Consider the following 12,942-nt stretch of genomic DNA (forward strand, 5'->3'; position numbering starts at 1 on the left):
CAGGTCTAAGGAAATTTAGGCCATAGATTATTTTCTCATATCCCTTCAGCGGCGATCAGCAGGGCCAAGTTATCTCGGTGAATCACGGTGTCGGCGCTGCCGTAGCCGAGAATTTGGCGAATTTGGGTCGAATGTTGCCCTTGAATTTTTTCAATATCTTGGTGGTTGTAGTTTACTAACCCTCTGGCGATCGCCTGACCTGTTTGGGTTCTCAGTTCTACGGGGTCGTTAATGGTAAATTCCCCTTCCACGGCAACAATACCTGCTGCGAGGAGAGAACGACCATTTTTCAGAAGGGCCTGGGTTGCGCCATCGTCAAGGGTTAAAATTCCCTGGGGCACGAGGCCATAGGCAATCCAACGTTTACGGGCATTATCGGCCTGGGGCTGGGCTTCAAAGTGGGTGCCGATATCTTCCCCGGCAACAATTTTCAGGAGATTCTGGGGGGTTTTGCCCTGGGTAATCACCGTGCGTACGCCAGCGCTGGTGGCAATGCGGGCAGCAGTGAGCTTTGTTTGCATGCCCCCTGTCCCCCATTGGGAGCCGCTAGATCCGGCATCGACCTGGAGGTTAAACAGTTCGCTGGAGCTGACCAGGGGAATGGGGCGGGCGTCAGGGTTTTGTCTGGGGTCAGCGGAATAGAGGCGATCCACATCGGTGAGTAGCACCAACCAGTCGGCATTCACTAAGCTGGCGACCAGGGCAGAGAGGGTATCGTTATCGCCGAATTTCAGTTCATCGACGGCAACGGTATCGTTTTCATTCACAATCGGGATCACGCCGAGATCTAGCATCGCGTTGAGGGCTTCCTGGACGGTCAGGTAGGAAGTGCGATCCACGAGGTCTCGACGGGTGAGTAATACCTGGGCGATCGCCTGTTGCAGACTGGTAAATAGATCATCATAGAGCCGGATTAAGCGCCCCTGACCCACGGCGGCGATCGCCTGTTTTTCAGCAATTTTTTTCGGGCGTTCTGAGCGTTTCAATACCCCACAGCCCACGCCCACGGCCCCAGAGGAGACGAGGATTACCCGGTGGCCCTTTTGTTTGAGGCGGGTCAAGGTTTCCACTAGGGTACCGATGGTTGCCAAAGCCAACATGCCTGTTTTGGGATCTGTGAGGCTAGAGGTGCCAATTTTAATGACGATGGTTTGGGGCATAGGAGACTGTGAGGCTAGGTGAATTTTTCTATTATTTCAGCAAAAATTCCCTTGAGCCGAAAATCTTACCCCGCGTCCACAGCATCCTTTCCGTCTCCCATTAAGGAAAACAAGGGATTTCAGCAATGACGGTAAAATAGACCCAGTTTCTGTGTTTTACATCCGCTGACAAAAGTCCCCAACGTTATCCATGACCCACACTGCGATCGCCAAAGAAAAACCCGATTGGGCTGGGGAAGACTGGTTATCCCGCCTCGTTAACCGTCTGATCCAAACAAAGCCCCTCTACGCCCTGATGAAACAACAAGCCCGGCGCGTTCTGATCAAAACCGCCGAAAAAAATGGTGTCCCCTGGCGGCAGATCGTGCAGGAATTGGAGCAATCCCCCGCCAAACAATATTTCCAAGACATCGCCAATCCCCACCTGGACTACCCCGACTATTACCAAGTCCCCTTCCATGCCTACAACGAAGGGAATTTATGTTGGCAAGCAGCCTTTGAGGCAGCCCCGGCGACGGCAGCGATGGCCCTACGGGTTTGGAAAACGGAACCCCTCACCCCAGAAGTGGCCCAGGCCCGACTCCGCAATAGTTTTTTAGATGTCCTTGAACAATATTTGCCCCAGAACGTAAACGAAGCCTTGGATATCGGTTGCTCTGTGGGCATTTCGACCTTTGCGCTTCTAGAACGACTCCAGGCCAAAAATCCAGCAGTCAAGGTAACGGGCCTAGATCTTTCACCCCACATGCTCGCGGTGGCTAAGGTTCAAGATAAAAATCAAGCGGTGCAATGGTGCCATGGCAAGGCGGAAACGACGGAGTTTACCGATGATCGATTTGATTTAATTACCTTGCAATTTGTCCTCCATGAACTGCCCAACCAGGCCACCCGTGAGATCTTCCAGGAATGCCGACGCATTTTGCGGCCCGGTGGTTGTTTGGCGATCGTCGATAACAATCCGAAATCTCCGGTGATTCAGGGTTTACCGCCAGCCTTGTTTGTGTTGATGAAGAGCACAGAACCTTGGAGTGACGAATATTATACTTTTAATGTAGAATCGACACTAAAAGAAGTCGGTTTTGATTACCGCACCACCGTCGCCAGTGATCCGCGCCACCGCACGATCATTGCCCACAAGCCCCTTTAATTGTTTGCCTGATGAAAATTGCGATCGCCCAACTGAACCCCACCATCGGGGACTTGACTGGTAATGCCGAGCGGATCCTGGTCGCAGCAGAAGAAGCGGCGATCGCCAATGTCCGCTTATTGCTCACGCCGGAACTGTCCCTCTGTGGGTATCCGCCCCGGGATCTCTTGCTCCATGCGGATTTTATTGACCGGATGCAGGCCCAGCTCACGACCCTGGCGGCAAAAATTCCGCCGACCCTCGCCGTTTTAGTCGGTTTGGCGACTCCCAACCCAGAGGCGATCGCCAAGGGGGAAAAAGCCCTCCACAACAGCATCGCCCTTATTGACCAGGGGAAAGTCCAGCACATTTTCCATAAGCAACTGTTGCCCACCTACGATGTGTTCGACGAAGATCGCTATTTTGAACCTGGCAAGCAATCAAACTGGTTTTTCCTCCATCCCAGCCCGACGGTCGCCCCTTTAAAAATTGGTGTCACCATCTGCGAAGATCTCTGGAATGACCAAGCCTTTTGGGGCAAGCGCCAGTACGAAATTAATCCCCTCGAACAATTGGCCGAGGCCGGGGTCGATTTAATCGTGAACTTGTCGGCTTCTCCTTACACCGTCGGAAAACAGCGCCTGCGGGAAGGGATGCTCCACCATGGCGCCCAACGTTACCGGACGCCCATTCTCTACGCGAACCAAGTGGGGGGGAATGACGATTTGATTTTTGACGGCGGGAGTGTGGCCTTTGACCGGGAGGGACAACTGGTTGGGCGATCGCCAAGTTTTCAAGAGTCCCTGTTGGCGGTGGAATTTAGCCCTGACCCACAAACCCTATCACTGCCCCAGGGTTTACCTGCTGCTTTTCAGCAAACCGTTAGTCCCGAATATGGGGCCGATGAGGCGGAAATTTTTGCAGCTCTGGTGTTGGGTCTCCGAGACTATGCTCGTAAATGCGGCTTCTCGAAAATTGTCCTGGGTTTGAGTGGTGGCATCGACTCGGCCCTGGTGGCGGCGATCGCCGTTGCAGCGTTGGGGGCAGAAAATGTCCTGGGGGTGCTGATGCCTTCCCCCTACAGTTCGGAACATTCCCTCAGCGATGCGATCGCCCTGGTGGAAAATCTCCAGATTCGCCACGAAATTATTCCCATTGAGCCAGCGATGCAAGCCTTTGAGACGATGCTGGGTGATTTATTTGCGGGCACAGAATTTGGGGTAGCCGAAGAAAATCTCCAGTCCCGCATCCGGGGGAATCTGCTGATGGCGATCGCCAATAAATTTGGTTATCTCTTAGTATCAACGGGCAACAAATCTGAAATAGCGGTGGGTTATTGCACCCTCTATGGTGATATGAATGGCGGCCTGGCGGTGATTGCTGATGTCCCGAAAATGCGGGTGTTTAGCCTTTGTAAATGGTTAAACCGTGACCGAGAACTCATTCCCCCGGCGATTATTACCAAACCCCCTAGTGCGGAACTGCGCCCCGACCAATTGGATCAAGACTCCCTGCCCCCCTATCCGGTGTTGGATGAGATCCTCAAACGGGTCATCCACCGCAATCAATCGGCCCCAGAACTCCACGCCGCTGGCTATGACCACGATACTGTGGCCCAGGTTTTAAAGCTCCTTCATCGTGCCGAATTTAAGCGCCGTCAGGCTGCTCCTGGTTTGAAAATTACCGATCGAGCCTTTGGTACGGGGTGGCGGATGCCCATTGCCTGCCGCTGGTGAAGCAGATCCCAAACATTAACCAACCCCAGAGATTTCAGTTGATTTCCAGGGAGCCAAGCCGAGGTAACAAATGCCCTCTGGACTAACCGCAAAGCGACAGGGAAAAATTTGAATGCCGGCGGCGATCGCCTGACGGAATAGCTCCCCATATTTCGGGTCTTTGCTATCCCCAGGGGCAAACCGGGTGCAATCGCCTCGATTGATGAAATAGAGCATCACCGCTTTTGCTGCGGGCACAATGTCGATAAGTTCTTGGAGGTGCTTTTGGCCCCTGGTGGTTTCAGTATCCGGGAAAAGCGCCAGTTCTCCCTTTGTCCAGGTGGTATTTTTAACTTCTACATAAAGAGGCGATCGCCCTTCTCCTGTCAGCAGAAAATCAATGCGACTTTTGTTCTCTGTGCCATAGCGCACCTCCGGTCGCACCGTGTCGTAATGGTCAGCTAATTCAGGGATTTGCTTCGCCAAAAGCATCGCTTTGATCACCCGGTTGGGTAACGCTGTATTGACGCCAATCCAGGTCGGTTCTGGGGTGGGTAACTGGATCATCTCCCAGGTATAGGCTAGTTTGCGCTTGGGATTATCACTTTTTGAGAGCATCACCGGCGCTCCCAACTCACAAATCCCCGTCATCGGCCCCGTATTGGGACAATGGGCCGTAACGATTTCTCCGGAGGCCAATTCAATGTCTGCTAAAAAACGTTTGTAGCGTTTCCGCAGGATGCCAGGGATCAATTCAGGATAACGATAAACAAAAGGCTGTGTGGTCGCGGTCATCGGTAGAAAAATTAAGCTGGCGATCGCCCCTAAAACTTGTAATGGGGATCTTGCCAATCAAAGACAGGGGGAACGTAGGTTTGATATTCCCATTCTGTGATCACATCTTCAATGCGGCGGTGCACAATCCCCTGGGTGGCTGCTTTTTTGAGGGCTTTGGCCACAATGATTTTCAGGGTATCCCAATCCATATCCGGGGCATCTGATTCGATGAGGTAGGAATCCCGTAGGAGTTTTTCGAGATCCCGTAGGCAGGTTTCGGCGATTTCGTATTGGGCATATTGGGCTGGCACTAGGGGCGTTGAAGAACGCAAAGGATCCCGTTGGACAGCGGCGATCGCCTGGCGCACCGCAATACTAATTTGTTGCTTGAGATCCAGAACGCCTTTTTCTTCTTGGCGCTCTTTACCCCGTTCGCTGGAGGCATAGAGGGGAGGCACCCGGTTCAAAGCATAGGTGGCCACCTCCACGACATCAATATATTCAGCTAATTTCTGTGGGAGGCGCTTGAGTTGCCGATGGATTTCCTTGTGCACCAGGTTTTCCATAATATTTTGGTAAGCACGGCGATTGCCCTTTCCTGGTGAGGGCGCAGATGGCTGATTCATAATAATGGCCCCTGGAGAGCAACGGGGGATTTTTTAGCAAAGACTGCAGATTTTGGCGAAAACAAGGGCAAAAAATACTTTTCTCTAAGTACCCATTTAATACTATAGTTTGCTTTCCCTGCAGACCCAGATTAAGTTAACAATTGTTGCGGCTCCCCATTTACTGCTTTCTGGCAGAAACCGCATAGAACGGATCCCGATGGCCCAGGCCCAGCATTTGTAACAGCAGGGGTTGGTCGCTCCGTTGTGTCACCACGGTCGGTTTGGCAAAGCCTGGGGTTTGCTGAAAGTAATGCTGCACGAGCTGGAGATGTTCGGCGTCGGTACTGTCCCGCCAAGCGGCGATCGCCTTTTGGTAAAACATCCGATTTGAAAAACTAACAATACAAATTCCCCCTGGGGTCAGCACCCGCTGAATTTCTGCAAACACCGCTTCTGGATATTGGAGATATTGCACCGAGACCGCCACCAAAACCGCCTCAAAGCTTTGATCGGCCAAGGGTAATTTGGGATCGGCATTGAGGTTTTGAACAAAATAGCGATCTAGACGACGGTTTTTTGCTAGTTCTGCCGCGTTCATTCCGTGGCCGACCACCTCCCGAAACGCGAGATCTGGCAAATGGGAGACCCAACTGCTCATCAAATCTAGAACTCGATCATTGGGCTGCAACAATGTGCCATAGAGTTGGGTTAATTGGTCAATAAAGCCATCATCTACGTGGGTCACAAACCGGGGGTAATCGTAGAAAAGCTGATCATCGCTAGAATCGAGCTTCTGCCGTTGGCTAGGGGAAAGAATCATAGAAAATGCAGCGCAAAGAATACGTTAAATTAGTGATCATGCGGGGAAACCCCCAGTCAATCTGCCCCTCAGGCACAGATGTATGGATATTTCTAAGGTAACGATTTCTTGCGGGAAAAACGACTGCCCAGGGGTAGCTTCGTTGGCCCAATCCCATTGTCCCCTCTGCCAAGCGCCGGTGGTCAAGCGCTATCTGCGGGTTGTGGGGGCCCCCCAGTTGACCCTGACGCCCCAAACTCTCGTCGGGGAAGGCGATCGCTATTGGGTGACAGAAACCCCAGATATTCTCTTAGACACAAAGCCCGCATTGCCCCCGGTACTGACCGAAACGCTCCCCCCGGCCATCGAAAGTTATCTACGGCTCTCGACCCATCTGCTCCACATTCCCAAGGTATTTGGCCTGTTGACGCCCCAGGAAGGGTGGTTACTGGAATATCCATCGGTAGCCCTCGACGAAACCGGCTATCCCCGCTGGCCAAATTTATTTATGCCCCTCACGGAGGCGTGGCAGGCTGCAACTCCCCTGCAACAACTCAACTGGCTGATGCAGATTGCGGCGCTGTTACCAGATTTTGTGGAACATGGAGTGGTTCCGAGTGTTTACTATCTGGGGGACTGGGCTGTCCACGGGGGCCTTATTCAGGTGCAAAAATTGCGCTTTGAACCCAACCAGCCCTTAAATTTGGTGCGCCTGGGGAATTTGTGGGCCGAGTTACTCGAAACCGTGGCCCCTGTGATTCAACCTTTTTGTCATCGCCTCCAGCAGGGGTTAAGCCAAGGCCAGATCCAAGATCCGCAGCAGCTCTATGGGATTTTGCGCCAGGGGGTTTTGGAATTGGGGCGATCGCCCCTGGAATATCATTACCGCCTCTATACCAAAACTGACGCTGGCCCCAGCCGTGACCACAATGAGGATGCCTGTTTTCCGCCCCCCGGCAAAGTTTATCCCGATGCGCCCCTAGCAATTGTCTGTGATGGCATTGGTGGCCATGAACAGGGGGAAGTGGCCTCGGCGATCGCCATTGAGCAACTGCAAACCCAACTGGAAAATTTCACGGATCACCCACCGGAGCAGGCCGCCCAGATCCAAGAAAAATTAGCCGCCGCCGTGCTCCAGGCCAACGATGTAATTTGCGATCGCAACGACCAAGAAAATCGCCAAGACCGGAACCGCATGGGCACCACCGTTGTCATGGCCTGGGTTCATGCCCCCGAACTTTACTTGACCCACGTGGGAGACTCCCGCATTTATCGCATCACCACCACCAGTTGCCACCAACTGACCTATGACGATGACCTCGGTTCCCGGGAAGTCCGCCTTGGCTATGCCCTCTACAAAGATGCCTTGGCCTACCCTGGATCTGGGGCTTTGGTGCAAGCTTTGGGGATGAATCCGTCCCATTCCCTCCACCCCACCGTAACGTCCCTGGTGCTGGATCAAGACGCGATTTATCTTCTTTGTTCCGACGGCCTCAGTGATGATGGCCAAGTAGAAGCCCATTGGGCAGCGGAAATTGCCCCCCTAATCCAAGGCCAAAAAGACCTGACCCAAGTGGGCGATCGCCTGATTGAAATTGCCAATACCAAGAATGGCCACGACAACAGCACCATTGCCCTACTCCAGGTCAAAGTGCAAGGAGAAGTTCCCGAAACGCCGATTCCTTACCCGAAACTCACCCAACTACAACCGACCTTTATCCAACCCAAGGCGCCGCCCCCCGTGGCAACCCAAATGTCTCGGCTCCGGGGACGCAAAACGGCAAATTCCCCCAGTCGTCTATTGCTGATTTTGGTTGGGTGTCTGTGTTTGTTGGGGGTTGGTAGTTTGCTGTGGCAACGTTGGCAGCGGGAACCCCTCGGCAGTTCTCCCTCCACAACACCACCGACGATTAATCCTGTCCCCATTACAGATGTCACCGAAGATCCACCAACGGTAACGGTGCCCGCAGGGGAACCAGAGGAGACGACTTTACCCCTGAGCAAAAATCAAATTTTTCAGCTCCAGGAAAATCGTTCCCTCACGGCCTACGCCACACCAGAGGCGATCGCCACCACCACCGCCGATCCGTTATTGATTTTGGGGGGCAGTATTCTTCGGGTCGAACAAATCAACGGGGAAAATCAGGTGATGCTTAAACTTTGTCAAAAAGGCGATCAAAGCGCGCCTCCAAGTCGCAAACTTTTGACCGAGGGCAATAATGCTTGGGTGGCCCTTGCTGACCTAGAGGGACAATTAACCCCTGATTTTACGGTGCCTGCCGCGAACCCTTGTGTGCCATCTGCTCTGGAATAAAAATGTTGGGGCTATCGATCTTCCGGAGGCATTGCATAATGGAGGGAGATTTAAGCCCCATGTGGTCCTGTTGACCCTGCCATTTAACAGGACTATCGCTACCAGCAGCTAGTATCTTCTGCCCTTTGCCCCAAGAATTATGGCCGAATCCCCCACGAATCCGGTGAGTGATGACACAGCCCGCACCTTCCTCAAGGCGTTGCCTTTTTTCCAGGGGCTACCGGAGGCAAGTCTACAAAAGGCGATCGCCCATCTGGTGACGCGGCCCTTCCCAGCCAACCAAATTATCCTTTTAGAAAAAGACTGGGGCGGTTCTGTTTACTTTATCCAGACGGGCTGGGTGAAAATTCGCACCTACAACCTCGATGGCAAAGAAATTACCCTGAATATCCTCGGCGCTGGGGAATTATTTGGCGAAATGGCCGCCCTCGAAGAAGCCACCCGTTCCACTGATGTGATCACCCTGACCGCCACCACCATTAGTAGTATCCCCGCCGCCGACTTCGTTAAATTGGTAAACACAGAGCCTCTGGTGGGAGTCCGTCTCGCCCAACTGATGGCCAAACGTCTCCGCCAAGTGAACCGTCGCCTCCAGGTGCGCGAAACCAATAGTCTGGCGCGGGTCGCTGATATCCTGGTCTTTTTGGCCGAAAGTCAAGGACAAGCCACAGACCAAGGGGAGATCCGCATTCCGAGTCTGCCCCATCGGGAACTGAGTAGTTTAAGTGGTCTGGCGCGGGAGACAGTCACGCGGGTTTTGACTAAGTTAGAAAAGAAAGGTTTAATTAGGCGCACCCCGGATGCTGTGTTTATCCCAAATCTGCGTGCCCTCGACGACATCATCCATTAGGCGATCGCTGTGACTGAGCATTTTTCTGATCCAAAGAATTCTCCAGAGGATATGAATTGGGTAGATTTAGATTCCCAAGCATCCCAACCCCCAAGCTCCTCCCTTACCCAGGTCAATAACCCAGATATTATTGCTCCACCTGCTCCCACCTCAGCGACAAGACATCGTAAAACCTTGGTGGTGGTCGAAACGGCTTTTTTAGCCAGCACCGCCAGTTTAATTTGGCTGATTAACTATTACTTTCCCATTGGGCCATTGCTGCGACTATTTTTTCCGTTGCCCATTGCCTTGGTCTATTTGCGTTGGGGTTCCCGGGCGGCGTGGATGTCAACCCTCGTCTCTAGCTTGCTATTGTCGATTCTGATGGGGCCGACCCGTAGCATTATTTACACCATTCCCTATGGCCTGATTGGTGTGCAGTTGGGGTGGATGTGGCGACGTCAGGTGTCTTGGTATTGGTCGGTCACCCTGGGGACGATCTTGGGCACCCTCGGCTTTTTCTTTCGGGTGTGGCTCCTGTCATTACTGCTCGGCGAAGACCTGTGGGTTTATGTAATCTCGCAAATTTCGGAGATGGCGGATTGGCTCTTTCTCAAGCTGGGCCTGTTGACCCAACCGAGTTTACTGGTGATTCAGCTTTTAGCCCTGGTCATGCTGACTATTAATAGTGTGTTATACCTATTCGTGGTGCATCTGGTGGCATTGTTGATGTTGGATCGTTTGGGAAATTCGATTCCGCGTCCGCCCCACTGGGTTCAGGTGTTAATTGAGTATGAAGAATAGGCTTAAGGTTTATGGGAGCGCAACTGTATCAGCAAATCCGCGAATTTTATGATGCGTCTAGTCCCCTCTGGGAATCGATCTGGGGTGAACATATGCACCACGGTTTCTATGGTCTAGGGGGCACAGAACGGCTCAATCGTCGGCAGGCACAAATTGAATTAATTGAAGAATTTCTGGCCTGGGGCAAAGTCGAACAAGTTGAAAATTTTGTCGATGTGGGCTGTGGTATTGGCGGCAGTACCCTCTATTTAGCTGATAAGTTTAATGCGCAGGGCGTTGGGATTACCCTCTCTCCGGTACAGGCCAATCGGGCGATCGCCAGGGCAACGGAACAGAATTTACAGGATCAAGTTGAGTTTAAAGTAGCCGATGCGCTAAATATGCCCTTTCGGGATGGGGAATTTGACCTCGTCTGGACCCTCGAAAGTGGTGAACATATGCCCAACAAGCGGCAGTTTCTCCAGGAATGCACAAGGGTGCTCAAGCCGGGTGGCAAGTTATTAATGGCGACTTGGTGTCATCGACCAACGGATTCAGTAGCGGGCACCCTGACCCCGGATGAACAAAAGCACCTCGAAGATCTATATCGGGTTTACTGCTTGCCCTACGTGATTTCGTTGCCAGATTATCAGGCGATCGCCACCGAATGTGGTTTAGAAAATATCGAGACAGCAGATTGGTCTACCGCCGTGGCTCCCTTCTGGGATCAAGTGATCGATTCTGCCCTCACCCCAGAAGCAGTTTTGGGCATTCTCAAAGCAGGCTGGCAAACCCTGCAAGGGGCATTGGCCTTAGACTTGATGAAAAGCGGTTTTCGGCGGGGTTTAATTCGCTATGGTCTACTCCAGGCCACGAAACCTCAATGATCAAATTTCCCTAGGAACGGAGTTGGGGCGATCGCCGCCAAGGTACTTCCCACCAAAAAAACCTTAAGGCGAAGATCCCCGCTAGCAACTGGAACCCGCCAAAAATCCCCAAGGCCCAGGCAAAGCCCCAGGTGAGCAGCTTTCCGAATAGCAAACTACCGATCCCAAACCCCGTAAAGAGAGTAAAAACCTTGAGACCCATGGTTTGACCGAGGTTGTCGTCATCACCCAAATCCGTGACAATGCCCACAAAAAGCGGTTGGGTCAAATCATAGCCAATGGACAAAATGACCACGGCCACCGTTGTCATCCAAGGGGTAATCGGTAAGATCATCACCAGACCCGACAGGGCCGCCATCACCAGACCTGCCGGCACTAACCAGCGTCGTCCCCAACGATCTACCGCTTTGCCAATCCAAGCACTCAGCAATAGACCCGGCACCCCATAACCCAAAATAGTTAAACCAATATTCAAGGGACTCATGGTGAAGCGTTCCGAGAGATAAAGGCCCAACCAAGTAAAGACCCCTGCATGGTAAATCCCATTCCACAGGACATAAGCATAGGTGCGCTGGCCCCGAAAGCTACGGAGTACCTGCCAGTATCCCCGGAAGATTTGCTGGATCGAAGGAGGAGATTCCTGGGGGGCTTCGTCAAACAGTGCACCATAGGGTTGCAGTCGCCACAGCACTAAACCAGCGGCGATCGCCGTGCCGATAAACAAAGTCCGCCAGCCAATAAACGGCTCTAGGATTGCGCCCCCAGCAGAACCCGCAGCCATCCCCCCTTCCATTGCCGCAAAGATTAAACCCAACATTGCGCCCCGACGCTCAAAGGGAAACAGATCTCCAATTAGAGCAAAGGTCATTGGAATAATGCCACTGGCCCCAATGCCCGTTAATAGTCGCCAAGTAGCTAATTGGGACAGATTTTGGGATGTCGCTGTTAACCCGGTACAAATTACAAAAATAATCAGCGCGACTCGGATAATCGCCCAACGACCAAAACGATCCGAGAGAATGCCATAAAAAAGAGCCATTACAGCGTAGGACAGCATATAAATCGGCACAATAAAGCCAATTTCCTGGACAGAAACGCCAAAAATCTCCGATAAACGGGGAATTAAAGGCGCAATCATGTAACCCTGTAAAAAAATCAAGCCCGCCGCCACAGCCAATAAATAAAATAAATTGCCATGACTTTTTAGCCGCAAATTCTGATCTGCGGGCTCTGTGTGACGCTGAACGTTGGCCTGTTTTTTCATGAAGAATTAAAAAGTTAGGAATTCCTCACAATATCCTAAGGGATACTCTGGCCTAGGATAATCTTCTCAATTGCTCAAAACAGACCCAAAAAGCTTAAAACACAATGGTTTCTACCTTTAAATATATTTTCTAACAGAATTTGTAATTACTCTGATTAGCAATTGCAATCTTTGGGTTGATTTCATCACCGCTAACAGCACTTTTTTGGGGAAGATACCTTAAAAATTCGTGGCGATCGCCTGCACCGGACAAGCGGGTAAACACTGTTCGCAAACCACACATTTTTGGCGGGTAAATTTTAGTCGAAACGTTTGGGGATCTAGCGATAATGCTCCCGTCGGACAAACCCCTGTACAGAGACCACAATCCACACAAATATCTTCGTTAATCACGATTTCTTTGCTCGCGAGGGAAACTAAAATCCCCTTGCCTTTCATCCATTCCAAGGCCATCTCAATGGCATCAATATCCCCCTGGAGTTCCACCACCAACTTGCCCACCTGGTTTGGGGCGACCTGGGCGCGGATGATATTCGCCGCAATATTAAAATCCTTTGCCAAGCGATAGGTGACGGGCATTTGCACCGTGTCTTGGGGAAAGGTTAAGGTCACTCGTTTTTTCATCTTAAGAATTCCCCTAGAATTTTATTTCTATGGTTATTTTAGTAATTACCATGGTA

12 protein-coding genes are annotated in these 12,942 nt (G+C 51.8%); 6 read left to right on the forward strand and 6 right to left on the reverse strand.

The genetic code is table 11. The features are described 5' to 3' along the window. Window positions 1-35: 35 nt before the first annotated feature. Entirely contained in the window at window positions 36-1,160 is a 1,125-nt protein-coding gene (gene proB, locus AWQ24_RS09210; RefSeq protein WP_065716644.1) for a glutamate 5-kinase, read from the reverse strand. Between the two features lie 190 nt (window positions 1,161-1,350). Here proB and AWQ24_RS09215 point away from each other — a divergent pair, with 190 nt between their 5' ends. Together AWQ24_RS09215 and AWQ24_RS09220 are read left to right on the forward strand one after the other, a co-directional pair. Next, a complete protein-coding gene (locus AWQ24_RS09215; RefSeq protein ID WP_065716645.1) occupies window positions 1,351-2,307 on the forward strand; it encodes a class I SAM-dependent methyltransferase in 957 nt (318 codons plus the stop codon). 11 nt (window positions 2,308-2,318) lie between these two features. Further along, window positions 2,319-4,022 (forward strand): NAD+ synthase, encoded by a 1,704-nt coding sequence (locus tag AWQ24_RS09220; protein ID WP_065716646.1) that lies wholly within the window; start codon window positions 2,319-2,321, stop codon window positions 4,020-4,022. Window positions 4,023-4,037: 15 nt separating this feature from the next. Here the strand turns inward: AWQ24_RS09220 and sfsA are convergent, their stop codons facing one another. From sfsA to AWQ24_RS09235, 3 genes are all read right to left on the reverse strand, one after another. Beyond that, on the reverse strand, window positions 4,038-4,796 hold the full coding sequence (gene sfsA, locus AWQ24_RS09225; RefSeq protein ID WP_065716647.1) for a DNA/RNA nuclease SfsA: 759 nt from the start codon (window positions 4,794-4,796) through the stop codon (window positions 4,038-4,040). A 29-nt stretch (window positions 4,797-4,825) separates the two neighbouring features. Beyond that, window positions 4,826-5,404, reverse strand: coding sequence for a late competence development ComFB family protein (locus tag AWQ24_RS09230; RefSeq protein ID WP_062434677.1), 579 nt, complete (start codon window positions 5,402-5,404; stop codon window positions 4,826-4,828). A gap of 160 nt (window positions 5,405-5,564) precedes the next feature. Further along, window positions 5,565-6,206, reverse strand: coding sequence for a class I SAM-dependent methyltransferase (locus tag AWQ24_RS09235; protein ID WP_030006350.1), 642 nt, complete (start codon window positions 6,204-6,206; stop codon window positions 5,565-5,567). 82 nt (window positions 6,207-6,288) lie between these two features. Here AWQ24_RS09235 and AWQ24_RS09240 point away from each other — a divergent pair, with 82 nt between their 5' ends. The 4 genes from AWQ24_RS09240 (at window position 6,289) to AWQ24_RS09255 (ending at window position 10,998) form a co-directional block, all read left to right on the forward strand. Beyond that, entirely contained in the window at window positions 6,289-8,499 is a 2,211-nt protein-coding gene (locus AWQ24_RS09240) for a PP2C family serine/threonine-protein phosphatase (protein ID WP_065716648.1), read from the forward strand. A 139-nt stretch (window positions 8,500-8,638) separates the two neighbouring features. After that, a complete protein-coding gene (locus AWQ24_RS09245) occupies window positions 8,639-9,349 on the forward strand; it encodes a Crp/Fnr family transcriptional regulator (RefSeq protein WP_065716649.1) in 711 nt (236 codons plus the stop codon). Window positions 9,350-9,400: 51 nt separating this feature from the next. Beyond that, window positions 9,401-10,132: a DUF2232 domain-containing protein gene (locus tag AWQ24_RS09250; protein WP_012307401.1), complete on the forward strand. Its 732-nt coding sequence runs from the start codon at window positions 9,401-9,403 to the stop codon at window positions 10,130-10,132. A gap of 11 nt (window positions 10,133-10,143) precedes the next feature. Then, entirely contained in the window at window positions 10,144-10,998 is an 855-nt protein-coding gene (locus tag AWQ24_RS09255; RefSeq protein ID WP_065716650.1) for a methyltransferase domain-containing protein, read from the forward strand. A 10-nt stretch (window positions 10,999-11,008) separates the two neighbouring features. Here AWQ24_RS09255 and AWQ24_RS09260 read toward each other — a convergent pair whose 3' ends face one another. After that, window positions 11,009-12,262 carry an MFS transporter gene (locus AWQ24_RS09260; protein ID WP_065716651.1) on the reverse strand — a complete coding sequence of 418 codons (1,254 nt, stop codon included), beginning with the start codon at window positions 12,260-12,262 and terminating at the stop codon, window positions 11,009-11,011. Between the two features lie 219 nt (window positions 12,263-12,481). Continuing rightward, window positions 12,482-12,886, reverse strand: a complete 405-nt coding sequence (locus AWQ24_RS09265) for an NIL domain-containing protein (RefSeq protein ID WP_012307405.1) — start codon at window positions 12,884-12,886, stop codon at window positions 12,482-12,484. Between the last annotated feature and the right edge of the window lie 56 nt (window positions 12,887-12,942).

The sequence above is a fragment of the Picosynechococcus sp. PCC 8807 genome (genome assembly GCF_001693295.1).
GTDB lineage: Bacteria > Cyanobacteriota > Cyanobacteriia > Cyanobacteriales > MRBY01 > MRBY01.

Coding starts and splice junctions, on each gene's coding strand:
- proB (WP_065716644.1), bottom strand. CDS start 1,160: ATGCCCCAAACCATCGTCATTAAAATTGGCACCTCTAGCCTCACAGAT.
- AWQ24_RS09215 (WP_065716645.1), top strand. CDS start 1,351: ATGACCCACACTGCGATCGCCAAAGAAAAACCCGATTGGGCTGGGGAA.
- AWQ24_RS09220 (WP_065716646.1), top strand. CDS start 2,319: ATGAAAATTGCGATCGCCCAACTGAACCCCACCATCGGGGACTTGACT.
- sfsA (WP_065716647.1), bottom strand. CDS start 4,796: ATGACCGCGACCACACAGCCTTTTGTTTATCGTTATCCTGAATTGATC.
- AWQ24_RS09230 (WP_062434677.1), bottom strand. CDS start 5,404: ATGAATCAGCCATCTGCGCCCTCACCAGGAAAGGGCAATCGCCGTGCT.
- AWQ24_RS09235 (WP_030006350.1), bottom strand. CDS start 6,206: ATGATTCTTTCCCCTAGCCAACGGCAGAAGCTCGATTCTAGCGATGAT.
- AWQ24_RS09240 (WP_065716648.1), top strand. CDS start 6,289: ATGGATATTTCTAAGGTAACGATTTCTTGCGGGAAAAACGACTGCCCA.
- AWQ24_RS09245 (WP_065716649.1), top strand. CDS start 8,639: ATGGCCGAATCCCCCACGAATCCGGTGAGTGATGACACAGCCCGCACC.
- AWQ24_RS09250 (WP_012307401.1), top strand. CDS start 9,401: ATGAATTGGGTAGATTTAGATTCCCAAGCATCCCAACCCCCAAGCTCC.
- AWQ24_RS09255 (WP_065716650.1), top strand. CDS start 10,144: ATGGGAGCGCAACTGTATCAGCAAATCCGCGAATTTTATGATGCGTCT.
- AWQ24_RS09260 (WP_065716651.1), bottom strand. CDS start 12,262: ATGAAAAAACAGGCCAACGTTCAGCGTCACACAGAGCCCGCAGATCAG.
- AWQ24_RS09265 (WP_012307405.1), bottom strand. CDS start 12,886: ATGAAAAAACGAGTGACCTTAACCTTTCCCCAAGACACGGTGCAAATG.